This is a genomic window from Pseudoalteromonas sp. BZB3, from assembly GCF_040104455.1.
In the GTDB taxonomy this organism is placed as follows: Bacteria; Pseudomonadota; Gammaproteobacteria; order Enterobacterales; family Alteromonadaceae; genus Pseudoalteromonas.
The window spans coordinates 151,260-170,126 of sequence record NZ_JBECOS010000009.1; the positions used below are offsets into that span (position 1 = coordinate 151,260).

At 39.9% G+C, this 18,867-nt stretch carries 16 protein-coding genes; 6 read left to right on the plus strand and 10 right to left on the minus strand.

The genetic code is table 11. From position 1 onward, the window contains the following. The first annotated feature begins 322 nt into the window (after positions 1–322). On the plus strand, positions 323–664 hold the full coding sequence (locus tag ABMY35_RS08875; protein WP_349285878.1) for a hypothetical protein: 342 nt from the start codon (positions 323–325) through the stop codon (positions 662–664). A gap of 41 nt (positions 665–705) precedes the next feature. On the opposite strand, the gene ABMY35_RS08880 is transcribed toward ABMY35_RS08875, so the two are convergent. The 7 genes from ABMY35_RS08880 to ABMY35_RS08910 all read right to left on the minus strand — a co-directional run bounded on the left by ABMY35_RS08880 (position 706) and on the right by ABMY35_RS08910 (position 9,329). Continuing rightward, positions 706–1,665: an ABC transporter substrate-binding protein gene (locus ABMY35_RS08880; RefSeq protein ID WP_349285879.1), complete on the minus strand. Its 960-nt coding sequence runs from the start codon at positions 1,663–1,665 to the stop codon at positions 706–708. A 148-nt stretch (positions 1,666–1,813) separates the two neighbouring features. Beyond that, positions 1,814–2,869, minus strand: a complete 1,056-nt coding sequence (locus tag ABMY35_RS08885) for a lipocalin-like domain-containing protein (protein ID WP_349285880.1) — start codon at positions 2,867–2,869, stop codon at positions 1,814–1,816. A 2-nt stretch (positions 2,870–2,871) separates the two neighbouring features. Continuing rightward, the gene (locus ABMY35_RS08890; protein ID WP_349285881.1) at positions 2,872–5,262 is read right to left on the minus strand and encodes an FtsX-like permease family protein; all 2,391 of its coding nucleotides are present in this window, start codon (positions 5,260–5,262) and stop codon (positions 2,872–2,874) included. A 3-nt stretch (positions 5,263–5,265) separates the two neighbouring features. Beyond that, a complete protein-coding gene (locus ABMY35_RS08895) occupies positions 5,266–5,922 on the minus strand; it encodes an ATP-binding cassette domain-containing protein (RefSeq protein WP_349285882.1) in 657 nt (218 codons plus the stop codon). Between the two features lie 112 nt (positions 5,923–6,034). Then, on the minus strand, positions 6,035–6,385 hold the full coding sequence (locus tag ABMY35_RS08900; RefSeq protein WP_349285883.1) for a lactoylglutathione lyase: 351 nt from the start codon (positions 6,383–6,385) through the stop codon (positions 6,035–6,037). A 138-nt stretch (positions 6,386–6,523) separates the two neighbouring features. Beyond that, positions 6,524–7,363: a pirin family protein gene (locus ABMY35_RS08905; protein ID WP_349285884.1), complete on the minus strand. Its 840-nt coding sequence runs from the start codon at positions 7,361–7,363 to the stop codon at positions 6,524–6,526. Positions 7,364–7,550: 187 nt separating this feature from the next. Then, positions 7,551–9,329 (minus strand): ABC transporter transmembrane domain-containing protein, encoded by a 1,779-nt coding sequence (locus tag ABMY35_RS08910; protein ID WP_349285885.1) that lies wholly within the window; start codon positions 9,327–9,329, stop codon positions 7,551–7,553. A 197-nt stretch (positions 9,330–9,526) separates the two neighbouring features. Here ABMY35_RS08910 and ABMY35_RS08915 point away from each other — a divergent pair, with 197 nt between their 5' ends. Beyond that, on the plus strand, positions 9,527–10,309 hold the full coding sequence (locus ABMY35_RS08915; RefSeq protein ID WP_349285886.1) for a putative porin: 783 nt from the start codon (positions 9,527–9,529) through the stop codon (positions 10,307–10,309). Positions 10,310–10,403: 94 nt separating this feature from the next. On the opposite strand, the gene ABMY35_RS08920 is transcribed toward ABMY35_RS08915, so the two are convergent. The 3 genes from ABMY35_RS08920 to ABMY35_RS08930 all read right to left on the minus strand — a co-directional run bounded on the left by ABMY35_RS08920 (position 10,404) and on the right by ABMY35_RS08930 (position 14,310). Then, a complete protein-coding gene (locus tag ABMY35_RS08920) occupies positions 10,404–10,952 on the minus strand; it encodes a hypothetical protein (RefSeq protein WP_349285887.1) in 549 nt (182 codons plus the stop codon). Continuing rightward, the gene (locus ABMY35_RS08925) at positions 10,949–13,225 is read right to left on the minus strand and encodes an LruC domain-containing protein (RefSeq protein ID WP_349285888.1); all 2,277 of its coding nucleotides are present in this window, start codon (positions 13,223–13,225) and stop codon (positions 10,949–10,951) included. Before ABMY35_RS08925 ends, ABMY35_RS08920 begins: the two co-directional genes overlap by 4 nt. Before the next feature lie 128 nt (positions 13,226–13,353). Next, positions 13,354–14,310, minus strand: coding sequence for a LysR family transcriptional regulator (locus tag ABMY35_RS08930; RefSeq protein WP_349285889.1), 957 nt, complete (start codon positions 14,308–14,310; stop codon positions 13,354–13,356). Between the two features lie 94 nt (positions 14,311–14,404). On the opposite strand from ABMY35_RS08930, the gene ABMY35_RS08935 reads away from it, so the two are divergent. From ABMY35_RS08935 to ABMY35_RS08950, 4 genes are all read left to right on the plus strand, one after another. After that, complete coding sequence (locus ABMY35_RS08935; protein ID WP_349285890.1) at positions 14,405–15,349, plus strand: sodium-dependent bicarbonate transport family permease; 945 nt, start codon at positions 14,405–14,407, stop codon at positions 15,347–15,349. A gap of 359 nt (positions 15,350–15,708) precedes the next feature. Continuing rightward, positions 15,709–16,608 (plus strand): hypothetical protein, encoded by a 900-nt coding sequence (locus ABMY35_RS08940; RefSeq protein WP_349285891.1) that lies wholly within the window; start codon positions 15,709–15,711, stop codon positions 16,606–16,608. An 87-nt stretch (positions 16,609–16,695) separates the two neighbouring features. Next, positions 16,696–17,403 (plus strand): methyl-accepting chemotaxis protein, encoded by a 708-nt coding sequence (locus tag ABMY35_RS08945; RefSeq protein WP_349285892.1) that lies wholly within the window; start codon positions 16,696–16,698, stop codon positions 17,401–17,403. A gap of 95 nt (positions 17,404–17,498) precedes the next feature. Further along, on the plus strand, positions 17,499–18,854 hold the full coding sequence (locus tag ABMY35_RS08950; RefSeq protein ID WP_349285893.1) for an ATP-binding protein: 1,356 nt from the start codon (positions 17,499–17,501) through the stop codon (positions 18,852–18,854). Positions 18,855–18,867: the final 13 nt, after the last annotated feature.

Genomic DNA, 18,867 nt, shown 5'->3' on the forward strand with positions numbered 1-18,867 from the left:
GTATTCGATTTATTCTAGAGTATGTCGCTATACATAACCGCTTACATTTAAAAGCAAAATTGACATCAATGAGTGCAAATAAAGTAATACACTGTGAGCTCACTCAGGTTAGTAAAGCCAACTGCTTATAGTGCTATCAGAATGAGTTGTTTCAATAAGTTAAGGCTTATCTCCCATCCAAGCTTGAGCTACTTATGCCCCATTTCTGGGGCTTTTTTTATTTTAATCATTGTTGCATCTTGTGAAATTTCTTATCATTGCAAAAAATGTATTTTTGGTGCGAGGTTGAGACGTGCTGCTCCGTAATAAAACCCTCTTGTTCATGTCTTCCATCACCGCTATTGCGGCTATTTTAAGCTTAGGCGCAAACAGCTATATCTATATGACTAGTTTAAAGTTTGCACCATTTTCAGCCTTACTTTGTGTAATGGGTGTGTTTGCCAGCTATAGCTTATTTAAAGCAAGGGTGTTTGCCCGTTACTTGGTTTTACTATTTTGGCTTTGCCAAATATTGGTCGTAGGAATAAAAGGTCAGAAGTTTGGCTTTTTATTTGCCTTGGCAATGAGCTTTCATTTTAATATCACACCACAAGTTTATGTGGTGGTTAATGTTTTAGGTGTGATTTTGGCAAGCGTGTGTATTTTTAAAATTAAAAAAGAATGACAAGTTAACTAAATTATCTATCTGAAAAAGGTTGATATTAACTATCGGCATTCTTTACTTATCCAATTTGACCATAGAGATTGGTTTTCACTTAGCCAACGCTTAGCTGCATTTTCTATTGTTAGCCCTTTAATCATGACTAAAGCAGCTATTTCCTCAAATTGCGCGTTGTTTAAATTTACATTTTTTAAAATATTCAAAGCGCATGGGTTACGAGCGGCTAAACTTCGAGACGTTACTTTTTTTAGCCAAGCTGATTTGGGGTTACCACAGTCGTATAGAAAGGTTTTATTTATGCCCCACTCAGGCACTGTCTCGCACTCAGCATCATAATCAGGAAACTCAATAAATTCACCTTGATACTTGGTATTGACCCAATTGGGCGTCCAATTAAACAGCAAAATAGGTTTCTTTAGTGCATAAGCCTCTGTTAATTTATCCCAAAGTTCATCTGCAGAATTTAGGCTGATCAATTTAAAATTTAATTTTAATGCTCTGATCCTTGCTCTATCAGGCTTCTCCCATGGCCCAGCATAGTATATACCGCGGTTTGAGTTTTCATCTGAAAATAAAGCCGCGCACTCGTTTAATGCAGTCCAGTTTGGTAAGTTAGGGCACTGTTCTTTAACATAGCTAGGAAACCACCATTCTTCTCGAGTAGTCGCGTTATAGCGCCCCGCATCAATAATGCTATTTTCTTTTTTTAATTGATAATATTTATCTGCCATACTGCCTTCCCATACTTCTACTTGTATGTCGGCCTTATTATATTTCAGTGCATACCATTGACCTTCAGTCGGTAATTCTACATAACTGACATTAAAGCCGAGTTGTTGGTAGATATTGCCAACGATATGAGAAATGACTTTTTGCGACGCCCAGTTATTGGTAATTATTCGAATGGGTAGATGTTCTTTTTTTGTTGGGCTCGTTGAGCTTTGGGCGCTTAAACTATATACAAAAAGAGCAAGCATCCAAGGTGTGAGGTTGATTCTTAGCATTGAATAGCAGTCCCTAGATACGCTTATTATTTTCAAAGCTAGCGATTATTGTTTTATATAGCATAGCAGTGAACAGAAAAAGTTCAGGGTTATCGTGAAGGTGTAAAGGTTTTTATTCTAAAAAGCGGCTTAATGAAGCCGCTAAATTTTAATAACCAAATAACTCCGCATATCCCATGCCCTCAAATCCGCCACTGGCTTTGACTCTGCCTTCCCAATATTGAATGGAGAGCTTATTGACTGAGTCTTTAGTGATGGTTTCAATCACGATAGGTTCGATATTCGGTAAAGTAACACGCCATTTGCTCGGGTAGTGTTTGTTATCAATACTCATGTGCTTAAGTTTTTCTAGCAGAATATCTTGTTTGAGAATTTGCTGTGTTTTCCCTTTTTCATCAATATGCGTGCCGCTGCAGTAATCATAGTTTTGTTGTGCATCTCGGATGCAGAATAACATCAGGCCTGTTTTTTGACTTTTATCAGTGCTACTTACTAAGCTAAACCAGTCCCAACCCATTTGATTTTTGTCGATCAAGCTTGCTGACCATTCTCGGTCGTACCAAGCATTACCTGTGACTTTATACTCTTTACCTGCAAAAGTGAGGGTGCCAGCGGTTTCAAGAAACGGGTAGCTAAAATAGTAAGAGGCATGACCGCTTTGTGTTTTTTGACTGTAGCCATTGTCACCATGAAGCGTAAGTGGGCTGTTAGTTAGCGAAACATCAATAGCATAGTCGCCTTGTTTGGCTTTCATTTGCAAAGGTAGAAAACTGTGCGCTGTACTTTTAAGTGACCAATCATCTAAAAAAGCAGCAAAGGGTTGTGTTGTTATTTGCGCTTGGCCTGCACGGGCATAGCGCTCAAAAGCAACATGCTTTTGCTCATGTTGCAGGGCGAAATGCGCGAAGTAGAGCTGATCGTCCCACCAAGTTGATTCTAATGTCAGCGGGACTTGGGTTCTAAATAGCGTCCACTGCGCACCAAAGGTTTCACCTGTCTCAGCCGTGAGGGTTGCAGTGATGTACCACCATTCAATGCCTTGCGCGAAATGTGCGCCATGATCTTCTGGAAACTTCACACCACGTTTGGCATCGACAGGTTCGCCGCGCATGGTATGTAAAAGCTGTTTTTCTTGCGGCTGTGGCGCCTTTTCACACCCCAGCAGCATTAATAAAGTTAATAACAATACATAAACAGATTTCACAATTAACCTTCCTTACGATGTAAGCTGGCGGTGAGCCTTTTCACTGGTAGATAAGCGCATATCACAGCAGATAAAAGCAAGAATAAACAGGTGCTGAGCAGAGCAGGTATATCTAGGTAGAAATGTATTGTCCAACCAAATGCAATGGGCATAACGTATTTTAGCAGCGCCAAGCCTAAAGCTAGCCCTAGCGGAATGGCAAATAAGCATGTAAAACCGACTAAACCAGTGGTTTGTATGAGTTTGAGCTTATGTAATTGAGTGGGATCGACACCAAGGCTATTCAGTACTGCCAGTTGTTTAGCGTGTTGGGCACTGAGACTTAATAAGCTAATACATAAACTGATCAGTGCGATGGCGAGAATAAAACCATTGAGTACTTTCGTGACTTTAAAGGTGTCGTTAAACAGTTTCCTCGCGATTTCTTTAAAGCGTTTATTTTCTGAAATAGCGGCGCTATCTATGCCATAGTTATTAATAAGTTTTTCAGTAATTTGAGAAGTTGATACTTGTTCGTTCAATGTCAGAGATAGGCCGTACACTTGCCAATGTAATGAGCTTTGTTTGATATTGTCTTCAAGAGTAATGAGTCCTAATGCGGTATTTCCATAGTCATAAGCAAAGGCTGAAATACGACATAAGAAACTGTGCTGGTTTTGCCTGAACAATACAGTATCACCAAGTTTAATACCGTGTTTTATAAGTGCTTGTTCATTGGCTATGCAGCCATTATTAGTAAAGTGTGTAGCACTGACAGACTTACCTGTAGTTAAGTTGATATGTGAGAAAGCATCAGCGCTATTACCAAAGCTGGCAAGTTTTGCAGGCATAGCGTCGATGTAACCGTTAGATGCCATGTAAATGCCAACACGTTGAATATCAGCATCACCATTTAAATTCGCTCTTATTTCTGGTTGGTCTTTATCAACATGGATATACATGTCGGCACTGAGTTGTTTTTCAAGATGTGCATTGAGGGTATTACTGAAACTCTTAACCATAATTTGCATACCAATAGCGCTACCTAGAGCAACTAAGATAGCCACAATAGCAATACGTAATTCAGCTAATTGAGATTTACTGTCGGCATAAAGCCATTGCCAAATGGGCTGCTTAAATGGGTTTTTGAAACGCAATAAACCTTGTAAGCAGGTTGGTGTGAGCAGCACAAACAAGGCTAAGATGAAAAAGCACAATAACAGCGCTTCAAATTCAGTGCTGGCATTTAAATACAAGTAACTTAGTGTTGCAAGAATACCAAGTAACGATAGACCGAAAAGCATATTGCCTTGGTTTTTAAGCGTGTTTTTCTGAGAAACCACCATAAGTGCCAATGTCGCTAAGTTGACAATAAATCCCAGTGCTAAAGTTTGCCATTGCCAGCCTATGGTAAGCGCTTTATCTAACTGATATAGCCCCATTAAGGTACGGTTTATATCGAGCACCAGTGCATTAGCAATTAAAAAGCCAGCCACGCTGCCAAGTAATGCGGTGATAAAACTCATTAGAGTAAACTCTATGACAATGGCCGTCGTAATCGCCTGTTTTGAGCACCCCAACAGGTTAAATTGAGTGAGCAGTTTTTTGCGCCCAGCAATAGAAAGCTTAATGGCGTTGAAGCTTAAAAACGCAGCGACAATATAGCCAAGTAGCGCCAGTGCTGCGAGGTTAAAAAAGAAAGCTTCAGAGAGCGCATCAAAGTCTTGCTCTTGTGAGGCAACTAATCTGGCTTCATGGCCTAAAATGGCTTCAACCTGAGAAGCTTGCTCTGTTGTAAGGCCTGTGAATTCGATAAAACTGAGTTTACCTTGTGCGTTGAGTAACATGTCTGCATAAGCAATATCGGTGAGCGACCAAACACCTATGTCATCAACTAATATAAATTTTGGCGTATGCGGATTGTTTTGCAGCGCAAGCGTATTGTCGTCTTTATGTAGTTGATATCTTTGTGCTCGATTGCTGTCAATCATGATAGCGTCAAATGCAAGGCCTGTGTTCTCGCTCTCTCCAGTATGTGTAGAAAATGCCGGAATAGGCTGAGTCATCCAGACCAGACTGTTTATGCCCTGAACGTAAAGGATTTTACCTGAAGCGAGAGTCAACTTTCCTCGCAATACAGGTTGTGCGTTGATGAAACCATGTTCGCGTAACTTCAACCATAACTTGCCATCGAGATAGTCTTGCCCTATGGGGGGCTTTACAATATGGCTAACCGCAGAGTCTATGAGAGCTGATGATTTACTGTGGCGATTTTTTGCTTCTTGGTTAAGTCCGGCAATGGCGGTGAGTAGGGCACTGCCTAAACTCAGCCCCACGATAAAGAGCAACAATAGCCAAGGGTGACGCCTAAAATAAGCAATGTGCGTCGTTAATATGAGTTTAATTTCAGCCATGATCTACTCGTTGAATTGCCCATTAGCGAGTACTTTCACCGTATCAAAATACTGTGTCAGTTGCTGCGAGTGAGTGACCATAACTAAATTAATTTGTCGTTCTTTACATAAGCTTGTTAGCATTTCAACCACTTGGTGTGAGCGAGCTTGATCTAAGTTGCCGGTAGGTTCATCAGCAAGTATAAGCTTAGGCTGGTTTAATAAGGCTCTGGCTATACCGACACGTTGCTGCTCACCACCAGACAATTGGTGAGGTAACTTATTCAATTTGCCATTTAAACCAAGTTGCTCAATCAGAAGGTCAAATTCTTTGGCATTTTGATTAGGGTAGTTGAGCTGGTGCTGAAATAAGATGTTTTGTTTAACAGTCAGGCAATCGAGCAATTGGTAATGCTGGAATATAAGGCCTATTTTTCGACGATAATGGGCAAGCTTTTTGTCATTATATGTAGATATAACCTCGCCATTAATACTGATTTGGCCACTATCGGGTTTGAGCAACCCAGCGAGTAGGTGTAATAGGGTGGTTTTTCCTGAACCACTGTCACCCAGTAATGCAACTTGCTCTTGTGCACTGACTTCAAAACTAAAGCCATCGAATAGAGTTTGTACGTGGTCGCCATCAGCGCGAGAAAAACATAGATCATTTACGCTTATCACTGTAATTCCTTGTTGCTCAGTGGTTTTACTTAGTTTACAGAACGCTCATAGATAAAATAAAGCAAAACTTGCAACAAGGTGTGTCAGACATTCAGCCAGTTCAGTAAATGATTTAACGCAAGTTAAACTCGGTTACATGCCACAACTCCCCAGAAGGCCCCCATAAATAAACAACTTTGCCCCATGGTTCAGCTTTAATCTGGGTAAATTTGATATCGAATCCTTGAATTGAAGAGATATGCTCATAAGCCTCATCAATGTCATGTACCGAAAGTTGCATCATTAAATTAGTTGCTAGCTCTTGGTTGTAAAAGCGGCTTAAGAAAAAATAACAATCGCCTTTTTCATAAAGGGTTAAATCTTCTGAAGCATCACTGCCGTTAAACCCAAGCGCAGTATAAAACGCTTTTGATAAAGTAAAATCTTTTGCTGGTATAAAGACGCGGATATCATCAACTTTCATTTTTCATTCCTTTTTAAAACTCATCGTGCTTGGAAATTGCTGTGAAGCATTAAATTAATGATAAACAGGATAATGACCCGAATCAAAATACTCAGGTCAGTTTTGTTTGTTTGAAAAAGGGTTTAATCAGAAAAGCACTTATACAATGTCGCCAAAGCGGCCCATTTGATAATCGCGAACAGCTTGATGAAGTTCTTCTTGGGTGTTCATCACAAAAGGCCCCATGTGGGCGATTTTCTCGCGAATAGGCTCGCCGACTAACACTAAAACACCTAACCCTCTTTCACCTGCTTTTAACGTCAGCGGTGCGTTTGGGTCAACCTCAAACTGATAGGTTTCAACATATTCATTGTCAGCAATAGAGCCAGAGTGAATATAAACAAGGGCTTTACTGTGAGCCGAAATGTCTAAGGTTGTTTCAGTGTTCGCTGGTAATATTACATCGGCAATCGCGCCATTACCGGCTAATTCATCAATTGAAGATATCGCGGTTTGTTGCTCTAGTTGCCAACTTCCTGCCAGTGCTCTTAGCTCTATACCTGCGTCATTTTGTAACACGGGGACTTTTTGCTCCGTGGTATCTTGATAACGAGGCGGACGCATTTTGTCTTTTGCAGGCATATTTAACCAAATCTGAAAGCCGTGCATGCCGTGTTCGGCATCAGCGAGTGGCATTTCAGAGTGTATTACGCCACGGCCAGTGCTCATCCATTGAACGTCACCTGCGCGTATGGCTTTTTTATTCCCCATTTGATCTTGGTGCTCAAAGCCGCCTTTACGGATATAAGTAAAGGTTTCAATTCCACGGTGAGGGTGGGCAGGAAAGCCTGCCATAAAGTCATTTTTGTTGTCTGATTTTAGTTCATCGATCATCAAAAATGGATCAAGGCTTCTACCGTCGAATCCCGCAATACGGCTAATGTTGACGCCAGCACCATCTTGGGTGGCGTGTGCTTTGTTGGTACGAATAATTTTCATGCTGCTTAATCTCTAGCTGTTTGATGAGATAAATTTAGCAAGTTTAGTTGAGGTAAATAAGTGCAGGAAATTGATAGATATATTCAAATTATTTGAAGAGTTTACTTCAAAAGAGATTTCCTAGCTTGATTGAGTATAACCAAGCTAGGGGATAAGCAATATTGTTAAATCAAAACATAGAAAATGACTAAGCTAATTTACCTGAATGTTCAAATTGTAACTCACAAAGTCTTTGATATAACTTTGATTCTTTGAGTAGTGTTTGATGATTGCCTTGCGCAACAATTTGCCCTTTATCCATTACCACTATAGTGTCGGCATGCATTACAGTTGCTAGGCGATGGGCAATTATTAGCGTCGTTCTATCTTGCATTAGCTCATTTAAAGCAGCTTGAACATGAAATTCACTTTCTGCATCAAGGGCGCTGGTGGCTTCATCAAGCAATAAAATCGATGGGTCTTTTAGAATAGCTCGAGCAATCGCGATACGCTGCTTTTGACCACCCGATAATCTTACGCCTTGCTCGCCTAAAAAGCTGCCATAGCCTTCGGGTAAACTGGTAATAAAGTCATGTGCATGGGCACGTTTTGCGGCTTCCATTACTTGTTCATCCGTTGCATCCGGGTTGCCGTATCGTATGTTGTGCCAGACATCGGAGCTAAATAGCACGGGGTTTTGCGGCACCATGCCCATTGTGTGTCTAAGTGAATCTAAAGTCAGAGAATCAATAGATTGCTCGCCTATACAAATGTTTCCAGTTTGCGGGTCGTAAAAGCGCTGTAATAACTCAAATAGGGTGGTTTTGCCAGCACCTGAAGGGCCAACAATGGCAACAATTTTGCCTTTTTCGACTGTTAGATTAACTTTATCAAGCGCCGCAACTTCAGGCCTTGAAGGGTAATTAAAGGTGACATTGTCAAACTTTAAATGAGCGTCTTGATGCCAAGTAAGCATGGAGGCATTAGATTTATTGGTAATATCACTTTTGACATTCAATAAATCTAATAATCGGGTTGCAGCACCGGCTGCACGTTGAAGCTCACCATATACTTCAGAGACAGTTGCGACACTTGAGGCAACAATCACCGCATAAAAAACAAAGGCTGCCAGTTCACCGCCAGACATACGTCCAGCGATCACATCCATACCACCAACCCAGAGCATCACGGTTATGGCGCTAAACGTTAAACCTATTACAGCTGCAATTAAGATTGCACGCTGGGTGATGCGGTGTTTTGCGACTGTAAACGCTTTTTCTACTTCTCCAGCAAATGCGGCTTTTTCTTTTGTTTCATGGGTATAGCTTTGCACTACTTTTATGTTCTGAATAATTTCACCTGCATAGGTACTGATATCAGCAATAGCACTTTGGCTGCTTTCTGAAAGCTTACGTACTTTTTTTCCAAAAAAGAAAAGAGGGAGCAGGGTCAAAGGCACGCAAAGCATTACCAGCAAAGTTAGTTTAAAGTTCAGAATGAATAGCATGATTAAACCGCCAATCATCATCAATGCACTGCGCAGCGCCATTGAAAATGAAGAACCTACGATGGATTGTAACAGTGTGGTGTCCGTGGTTAAGCGTGACATCAGCTCACCGCTGCGGTTTTCTTCAAAGTAACTCGGGTGTAGGTGGATAATTTTATTAAACACGGCCTTACGTATGTCATTACAGACTCGTTCGCCAATCCAGCTCATTAAATAAAATCGAGTAAATGTACCGCCTGCAAATAAAACAATCAGTGCAATCATGACAAAAACCGCATTGGTGAGCTGTTCTACAGAGCCTGCAATAAATCCATGGTCGATGACATATTTCACCCCTTGACCTAATAACAGGTTCAAGCCAGAAGTAAATAGCAGTACTAACAATGCTGAAAGTGCAACTAGTTTGTAAGGTTTTATAAAACCAAAAATAGGTATCAGACTCTTAAAAGCGGACTGCTGCTTTTTGTCGTTAGTGCTCAAAAGAGCCTCCAAGTTTCTAGGTTGACTGAACACGTGTAAGAAGTAGCTAAAGTGTGCCTTTAATTTACTGAACTATAAAGATAAACAACTCAAGAGATTAGAATCTTTTGTAACAAATAGTCATTTGAGGTTAAGGTAATTTCGATTAGAATGCCGCCTCTAATGACAATGTTTTCAATGGAAATTAAAGGAATACCATGAAAAAGCTTCTTACTGTTGCAGTAATTGCAGCACTTACTTCATTTTCTTCTGTAGCTGATGAGTCTAAACAGTTATTCAATCAGGTAAATATTGCTGATTTTCCAGAAGGAGATAATGCATATTACGTCTCTAGTCATTACTTTTTTGCGCCGCAACAGCATTCAGGTGTGTGGGATGATTTTGGTTATTTAAATACCGATACCAATATTCAAGCGGCTTACTTGAATTATGATAATGTGACAGATATTGCTGTATCAGGTGAATGGTTTGCGACTAAAGAGTGGTTCGTATTTGGTGGTACTGAAGACATAAGTCATATTCGCAATGATGCTGAAATTGGTTTTGGTTATTTATTTGCTGATAAATTAAAGTTAAGTATTCGATATCAAGATCGTAAATATGGCAACGATCAAACTATGCTGAAAGCAGAGTATAACCACCAAATTAATGAACATGATTATTTCGGGGTTACCCTTGATACCGAGTCTGATTTAGACACTTGGACCCTTTCTGGGCGTTATTTTAAAAAGCTTTCTGGTGACCAGTTTATTAGCTTAGATATAGACCATGAAAAAGATTATTACTTTAATGAAGACTACACGTCTGCGGTGGTTAATTACTACATGAATCGCAATTTATCATTTGGTGTTGGTTCATACGACTCAGATTTAGGCATTCAAGCGAAATACTTCTTCAGTGATAAGTTTCATTTAGGTGGTAGCATCATCGACTTTGATGGTGGTGAAGTTTACCAATTATCTTTTACAGCTCAGTATTAAGAAGTAAAACTTAACTTTTTAAATAACAAGCTAAATCAAATAAAAGCCATAAAGCTAAACTTGCTTTATGGCTTTTTTGTTAGTAATTATCTAGCTAGTAGCGAATTTCAAATTTCTGTTCTGATAGTGTTTCGTCATATTGCCATTGATAACGCAAGGGTTCAGGGTTGTTGTCATAAAGCCAAATCTCCGCGACAAGGGCGATGTCTTGGCGACTTAAAATTACCTTTTGGTTTAGTTCACCCTGACTTATGGGTTTACGAAGAATGCAATTTTGGTAATCAGCTTTGCCTGAATCGGCTTTGCTTTGACACACATTTAAATATGCTCTTACGTTACCGGTTGATATCTTGGCGTCTATCAACAAACCCACATCGGTTTTTAAATCAAATGATTTGTCGATGACCAAGTCTGTCATGATGACTTCAGAGCCAGCGCCTGAACTTGTACTGTCTTCTGAATTACCATCTGCATTATCACTTTCTGTTTGTGATGAATCATCAGAGTTCGAAGTGTTACTGGTTTGTTGTGATGATGTCGAGCTAGCTGTTGTGTTTGATACATTGCTGCCACTTTCATCCCCACCTCCACCGCAGGCGGCTAGGGCAAATAGGCTCGTTAATATGATGAGATACTTGTTCATTGCTCTGCTCCTAGTTGAATGGTGATATTGGTATCTACGGTATTGAACCAAAGAGGTGATGAAGCGCCATTGTTGATAGCAAAATCTGCAAATTTACTGTAAGCGCTATTTATATCGACTCGTTCATGAGGGTGGCGCCAAGGTGAACCTACAGCCAGTGCAAACGGGATACCATTAGCTGTTTGGAAATATATCGATGATGACGGATCACTATTGTCATCTGCTTCGACTGATAACAGAGCAGAATTAAACGCCTCTGTTGGAGCTTGGTTTTTCACATGTATCTCTAACCCACGGTAATTGCCATCGGTAATTACATCACCATGATAATGGTCATCACTGGCGAAAATAAATGGGTCGAGTAGATTTCCGGGGGCATTTTCAGCTGTAATTGCATTAACCAATGGCAAAGTAACAGAGAAGGTCACCTTTTCATTTACATCACAGTTGACATCAGTTCTGAAATACTCACACCCATTTTGCACATTGACATGATCCCAAATGTCTTGAGCGATTATCGCTATGGCATCAGTTCTTCCAGGTTCTATAATGGCTCGATTAACAGCTTGGCCATTGATGAATAAGCTGGCGTTGTCTGTATTTATTTGATTGGTTGCGACGGTTTTAACCGTACCGGTATTTGCATCTTTTTCATAAAGGCGCACGGCAAACCCATTATGGTAAGAAGCACCCACCCCAATAATCTCTCCTTCAATACGATAGCTGGTTACACCTTCAGATGAGAAATATTTGGTAGTACGATAATGCAGCACTAAATCATTGAAATCAGAGTCATCTAAGTAAGGCCAACGGTCTTCAAAGGCAAGCGTTATCCAGTCATTTTGTCCTGGGTAGCTTTCAGAGCCATAAGTCTCAAATTCATAGTCTTCTACCTCACCACCTTGCACTGCGCCATAAGCCGTGAGTGTTTCTTCTTCTCCGTCAGTGACTCTAAATCTTGCCCATGATGTACCATTGACAGCATCACTGGGGACATCAATTAAAATGCTATTATCACCAGCTGAAAGATTCACTTTATCTATGGCTTTCTCGTCGTCAGAGAAAGTACCATCTTGGTTCCAGTCAAACCAAGCATATAAACTACTTGCTTGTGAGGCATTGACTATAACTTGGGCGGTTAACCCTGCGGCAAAATCAGTCGCAAGAGTTACCCCATCATCTGAGCTGTCTGAGTAATCAATGTTCATATCGGTACTGGTGTTAATATTCTCCCCATCTACGGTTTGGCCGAGATATATTAGATTTTGATTGTCTTGGTTGGGGTCAAAGACATGGCGAGCACCATTGTTATCTAGAGCACTACGATAAGGTAGCGGTGCATCGCCAAAGTCCATTGATTCGTCTGTCACTTCTACTTTGGCAATGGCACATCGAGCACCATCATTCTGCCCAGATTTTGGACCAAGCGTGAAAATTTCTGTGGTGGGGTTATAGCCTGATTTGTCGTCAGGCACATTGGTTAGGTCGACCTTGAAAATATTACCTGAACCATTATTACTAACATAGAAGACGATGTTTTCACTGGTTGTGCCAGTTTCTTCATCATAGACATCTTGAACCCCAAAGTAGGCGGCACCAAAGGCGCCTGTGTCTGAACCAATATCCAAGCGGGTAACAAGCTCAGGGCTGGAACCATCGAGAGATACTTCGAATAAGTCACCATCAGACTCCATCGCATACAACTTGTTGGTAATAGGGTGAAAAGCAAAGTCGTAAACCGTCATGCCCCAGTTTTGGCTGCCAGAAACTCGGGTCGCAGTTAATGGAGCGCTTAAGTTATCACTGATAGGAATTTCATATAAGCCATTGCCTTTGTTGTAGATATAGTAACTAGATGTGCGAGTATCGGGTTCGCCTTCAGCAGGTGCTTCACCCGATACTTTCACATCGCCAACAAAGAAATGAACACCAGATGGCAACCCAGATACTGTAAGTGCAGTTGAGTCATAGTGAGTTGTCTCGCCTTCAACGGTTTGTTCAATACGGACAACTTGTTTACTTTCTTTTCGAAAACCATATAAATATTGGTCTTTAAAGTTAAAGCCAATAGCATTTACACTGGCAGTGTCTTCAGAACCATTTAACCTAAGTGTGCTGGCAATTATATTTGTGCGTCCTGAAGCTAAGTCGATGCCATACATTTTGGCATTGTTGTCTTGCATCAAGAAAGCTTGACTGGGGCAGGTTTCAAAAGGCGCTGCGTTAGCTAAAAATGGCAGCAGCGCAGTTGCAATTATGCATCTTTTAATCATGATAGCACCTTACAGAAGTGATTTTACTTAGAAGATGCAGGATTAGAACCAGTTGTTAAGTATCTGCTTTATATGTTTTTATAAAAATACAGCCTATCATTTTTTTAATCTGCATAGCAATTTGCAAATTATAAATTCTCAAAATGACGAACAATTAGGCCTTCTAGTTCTCCTTGCCACGGTTCACCTAAAACTTGCTCTACAGATGTTTGACAAAAGCTTAAAAACTTCAATGCTGTTTTGGGCATATAACGGTCGTTACGTGCAATAAAATACCAATGATTTACCAAAGGTAACCCATCAACAGGTAAAACGGTTAGGTTGGAGTTATGCAAATCTAATACATGCTGTGACAACATGCCAATCCCCATGCCTGCTGAAATACCAACTTTTATTGCCTCATTACTTGATAGTTGCTGCATGTGCGAAGGAGTTGCGCCTTGGTTTTGCAAAAAGCTATCAAACATCATTCGTGTCGCTGAGCCTTGCTCTCTCAGCAGAAAACGGTTCTCGAGTAATTCTCTGATATCGATGCGTTCATTATGAGCAAGAGGATGTGCGCTATTGGCAACCATCACTAAGGGGTTCACCAGAAAAGGTTCAGCAATTGCATGCTCTAATGAGGGGGGATGACTGAATACATATAAGTCGTCTAAGCCCTGTTCGAAACGTTGTAGAACCTGCTCACGGTTACCTATTTCAAGCGTTATTTCTATTCCTGGAAAACTTATCTGAAAAGGACCAATTAGTTTAGGTAATATGTATTGAGCGGTATTTACCATGGCAATTTTTAGGTGCCCAGATTGGCCTGCATCTATATCGTCTAGTTGCGAGGTAAATTCATCTAAACATGCGAAAATCTTCTGGCAAGATAAGTACAGAGCATTTCCGGCTTCAGTTAAGACAAATCTCTGTTGTTGAAAAGAATATAATCTATGACCTACTGTTTCTTGCAGTTTTTTAAGCTGAATAGATACAGTAGGTTGGGTTAGATGAAGTTGCCTTGCAGTTTCGCTAATAGAGCCGGTTTGAACTAATGTGATATAGACCCTTAACAAGCGAAATGTCAGATAGCGTTCAATCATATTTATGATTATCTATATATGTATTATTAAATTTTAATTATTATCAATATAAATAGTCTTTTACAATGCTTCGCAGCAATTTAGAGGAGTATTTATGCCTGACATAATCGTCATGTTTTTTATCTTAGGTTTGGTCGCTGGGTTATTAAGATCAGATCTGGCCATTCCGAAAGCCACTTACGATACGTTAAGCTTATTATTAATGCTGACAATTGGTTTAAAAGGCGGAACTGCATTACACGGTAATGTGAGTTGGTCTTTATTACCACAGATGCTGACGGTTGTTGCGCTAGGAGCATTAATCCCGCTGAGTTTATTTCCATTATTAAGAAAATTAGTCGGTCTTTCTGTGGCCAATAGCGCTAGTATCGCTGCGCATTATGGCTCAGTAAGCGCAGGTACATTTGCGGTTGCTTTAGCATATGCCGAAACGAATCAGTTGGCAGTAGGCGCTGAGGTGACTTTATATTTAGTGTTGTTAGAATTACCCGCAATTATTGTTGGCTTATTGTTATTTAGAAAACTCTCTCATGACACCTCTACGCAAGTTTCGATGAAAGCGCTTTGGCACGAGGCATTAACGAATAAGAGTGTGATCCTACTTGTAGGCGGTGTATTTATAGGCCTAATGTATGGTGAGCAACAAGGCGCACAAGTAACTGGATTACTAACTTCGAGCTTTAAAGTAGTACTGGCGCTGTTTTTATTAGAAATGGGTATTACAGCGGCGCAAACTTTAAGACCGCTGCCATTTAAGTATTGGAAGCTGGCAATATTTGCATTAACGATCCCGTTTATACTTGGGTCATTAGGTGTGTTTGTTGGCGCAACTTTAGATTTATCTCTAGGTTCTATTGTTGTTTTAGCTAGTATTCTGGCCAGTGCCTCTTATATCGCTGCACCTGCCGCGATAAAAGCATCGATAAAAGAGGCTGACATAGGTTTGGCGATGTTGAGTTCGCTTGGTTTAACTTTTCCACTCAATGTAGTCATAGGCATTGGCGTGTATCATCAAATAGCACAGTGGTATTTATCTTAAAAATAAAAGCTGGCATTGCCAGCTTTAACATCAAAAACTTTCATCAATCAATATTATCCCGCAAAATTTAAGATACCTTCTGTATTCATAAAAACTAAACTATTCATGGGCTGAAATGATAAAGGAAGTGTTTAATACTGAGAGTTATCTAAATGTTCCAGCGTCTAAAGTTACATGTTTAACTTAACTTTGCCTTAAGCTCAGAGCATGATAATTTTGTTGAATATCGTATGAATGTCAGAGACAGTAATTTGTCTGGTCGTATTCAAGCTAACTTGTTAATGGTCAGACTCAATACTTTGAAGTTTCTTAAATAACAAGATCAGAAGAGTGTTTCTGAGTTTGAATAACGTTTTAACTTGTTAAATAAATTCATCGAGCAGGGGAAAAACCAATTTCAAGATAGAAATAAGCTGACTGTCATCAATGATATAGAAAAAAAAGCTAAAGATTACAACTCTGCATTTACACAAGTTATGAGCTTATTCGAACAGCGAACCCAAGTTGTGCAAAATGACTTAGATGGTAATGGCGCTGAAATGCGAAAGAGCATTACAAAAATCATGGATAGAAGTGCGTCTATTCGAGATACAGATTTACTTCATAAATCTTCAAAATTACAAGAAGCGCTGTTACTTGGACGTTTATATGTAAGCAAATTTCTTATTAATAACTCAGTCGAAGGGTACCAACGCTCTCTAGACGAGTTCGAAGAAGTTGCAATAGAGGCACAAATGCTTAAATCAGTGCTAACCAATACTCAAGATATAGCCGCTTTTAATGATTTTGAAAGACTTTCTAAAGTTTATGTCGAAGGGATTAAGAAAGTTCAAGAGATCATTATTTCAAGAAATAATTTAATTGAAAACTCATTAAATAAAATAGGTTCTGAAATCGCTGAGCAAATTGAAAGGATTAAACTTGCAAGCAAAAGCCGTCAAGATGAGGTAGGCCCCCAGCTTCAATCAGATAGTGAATCTACCATTGTAACAATTATTGTATTTTCATTAATTGTTATAGGTGTAGGTGTGTTCTTAAGCTACTTTATTTCAAATTTAATCAGAAAGCCGATTGGCGGAGAGCCAGCAGAGATGGCTAATATTGTACAAGCTGTTTCTAAAGGTGACTTAACTTACCAATTTAAAAATATCGGTAATGAGACTGGTATATATCTAGCGATGCGCGAGATGGTTGATAAATTGAATGCTATGATTGCGCAAGTTATGCAGTCGACAACCCAGGTCACAAGCACTTCATAAGAACTGAATCAAATCACCACACAATCAAAAATAGGTGCGGAGCAACAAACAGATCAATTAACACAAACTGCGGCAGCAATGAATCATATGGCTACTACGGTTAATGAAGTCACGCAAAGTGCACAAATGGCCGCTGATTCAGCGATGAGTGCTGATAATGATGCAATTTCAGGTAAAAGAATTGTTCAAGAGGCGCAACAAGCTATGGCTGAGCTCGTTGAAACAATGCTTAATGTAAGCCAAACAATAGAGAACTTAGAAGCAGAAACTGAATCTGTTGGGTCAATATTTGATGTGATCAGGTGCATAGCAGATCAAACTCATTTGCTTGCGCTAAATGCCGCAATTGAGGCTGCGCGTGCTGGTGAGCAGGGCAGAGGGTTTGCAGTTGTAGCTGATGAAGTAAGGTCATTAGCAAGTCGCACTCAACAAAGTACAGAAGAAATACAGGTGATGATTTCTAAGCTACAAAGTGAAGCAAAACGTTCAGTCGATTCTATGCGTGCAAATATGCAAGGTGTAGAGCAAACTGCTGAAAAAACAGCTAATACAGAGCAAGTTTTAGAAACGATCTCTCACTCAGTTGGCACCATTAAAGATATGAATATACAAATTGCTAGTGCATCAGAAGAGCAAAATGTGGTGAGCCAGCAAATCAGTGATAGTGTGCAAAACGTTAATGAGAAAGCGCATGATACGATGGAAGGGGCCGATCAAGCTTCTCAAATTGCACATAACTTATCCAAACTTGCCAGTGAGCTAGATGGGATTGTTAAACAATTTAGAGTGCGCTAATTATATAAAAAATTAACTATTTAAATGGTTTTTACTCAGCCATAACGCAGTATCTCAACTATGCTTTTGTATATGCATACTTTGAGGTACTGCTTATGATGTATGGTGTCGATAAAATTAATGCTTTCGCGCTAGCCATGTTGAACCAAGCTGAGTTAGACGATTTGCTCTGGTCAATTGCACAAGGTGTTGGCGAAATCATGGAGTTTGATGATTGCGTCATTTATTTGCGTAATGGCGATAAACTTGTGCAAATGGCAGCTTTCGGTATTAAAAACCCCAAAGACAGAGAAATTTTTGAGCGAATAGAAATACCTGTGGGTGAGGGGATTGTTGGTACTGTTGCTTTAACGGGTGAATCCGAAATCGTCTGTGATACCCGAACTGATCCTCGTTACATCAATGACCAATATGATGGTTTGTCTGAGCTTGCTGTACCTGTAGTCTATGAAGGAGAAACCATAGCTGTAATAGACTCTGAATCAAATAAGCCAAACGACTATTCTGAATTTGAACAAGCCTTATTACAGGTAATAGCTAACATTGCCTCACCGCGCATAGCATCAGCACAATATCAATTGAAATTGAAGCAAACACAAGTTCGCTTAGAAAGAAGTAACGAAGAGTTAAAACATAGTTTAAATGAACTTGCGAAGAATCAAGCTGCATTGATCCAATCTGAAAAAATGGCCTCTGTGGGTGTGCTATCAGCGGGGATTGCCCATGAGATTAATACCCCTTTGGGCTTTTCGATAAGTAATCTAAACACAGTTTTAAAAGATTTTTTGCCAGAGCTAACCCAAGTAATTCAACGAGTAAAGTCAGATCCAGAACTACCGGTTACGAGCCGAGCCTTACTTTATGACGAAGAGTTTAACTATGTGTTAGATGACTTATCTGCACTGACGCAAGAAACGTTAAATGGCCTCAAATCAGCCAAGCAGATAATGCTAGATTTAAAACGTTTTTCACGGGAAGACTCTGATGTTTTCATTCTCTCAGATATTAATCAAGGCATTGAATCGACATTAAATATTCTACGCAATGAGTTAAAAACAGATTGTGAAGTCACGCTTGATTTACAGCCTTTACCTGAGGTGCCGGTCAATATTGGTAAGCTCAACCAAGTATTTATGAATCTCATAATGAATGCGAAACAAGCGATTTCTGAACGAGGAAAAATATCGATTAGCACACAATTTATTGATGACTGGATAGAAATAAAAGTCAGTGATACAGGCTGTGGTATTCCAAGGTCACACCTAAAAGATATTTTCACACCTTTTTACACGACCAAGCCAGTAGGAGAGGGCACCGGACTGGGTTTAGCGATTTGCTATCGGATCATATGCCAAGAGCATAATGGTAAATTGAGCGTTGATTCTGACAATCAAGGTACTGTATTTACAATCCAGTTGCCGGTGAAACACCAAGTTGAGAAGACTGCTTAAATATCTCGGCTAG

Coding starts and splice junctions, on each gene's coding strand:
- ABMY35_RS08875 (WP_349285878.1), top strand. CDS start 323: ATGTCTTCCATCACCGCTATTGCGGCTATTTTAAGCTTAGGCGCAAAC.
- ABMY35_RS08880 (WP_349285879.1), bottom strand. CDS start 1,665: ATGCTAAGAATCAACCTCACACCTTGGATGCTTGCTCTTTTTGTATAT.
- ABMY35_RS08890 (WP_349285881.1), bottom strand. CDS start 5,262: ATGGCTGAAATTAAACTCATATTAACGACGCACATTGCTTATTTTAGG.
- ABMY35_RS08900 (WP_349285883.1), bottom strand. CDS start 6,385: ATGAAAGTTGATGATATCCGCGTCTTTATACCAGCAAAAGATTTTACT.
- ABMY35_RS08905 (WP_349285884.1), bottom strand. CDS start 7,363: ATGAAAATTATTCGTACCAACAAAGCACACGCCACCCAAGATGGTGCT.
- ABMY35_RS08915 (WP_349285886.1), top strand. CDS start 9,527: ATGAAAAAGCTTCTTACTGTTGCAGTAATTGCAGCACTTACTTCATTT.
- ABMY35_RS08920 (WP_349285887.1), bottom strand. CDS start 10,952: ATGAACAAGTATCTCATCATATTAACGAGCCTATTTGCCCTAGCCGCC.
- ABMY35_RS08925 (WP_349285888.1), bottom strand. CDS start 13,225: ATGATTAAAAGATGCATAATTGCAACTGCGCTGCTGCCATTTTTAGCT.
- ABMY35_RS08930 (WP_349285889.1), bottom strand. CDS start 14,310: ATGATTGAACGCTATCTGACATTTCGCTTGTTAAGGGTCTATATCACA.
- ABMY35_RS08935 (WP_349285890.1), top strand. CDS start 14,405: ATGCCTGACATAATCGTCATGTTTTTTATCTTAGGTTTGGTCGCTGGG.
- ABMY35_RS08945 (WP_349285892.1), top strand. CDS start 16,696: ATGGCTACTACGGTTAATGAAGTCACGCAAAGTGCACAAATGGCCGCT.
- ABMY35_RS08950 (WP_349285893.1), top strand. CDS start 17,499: ATGATGTATGGTGTCGATAAAATTAATGCTTTCGCGCTAGCCATGTTG.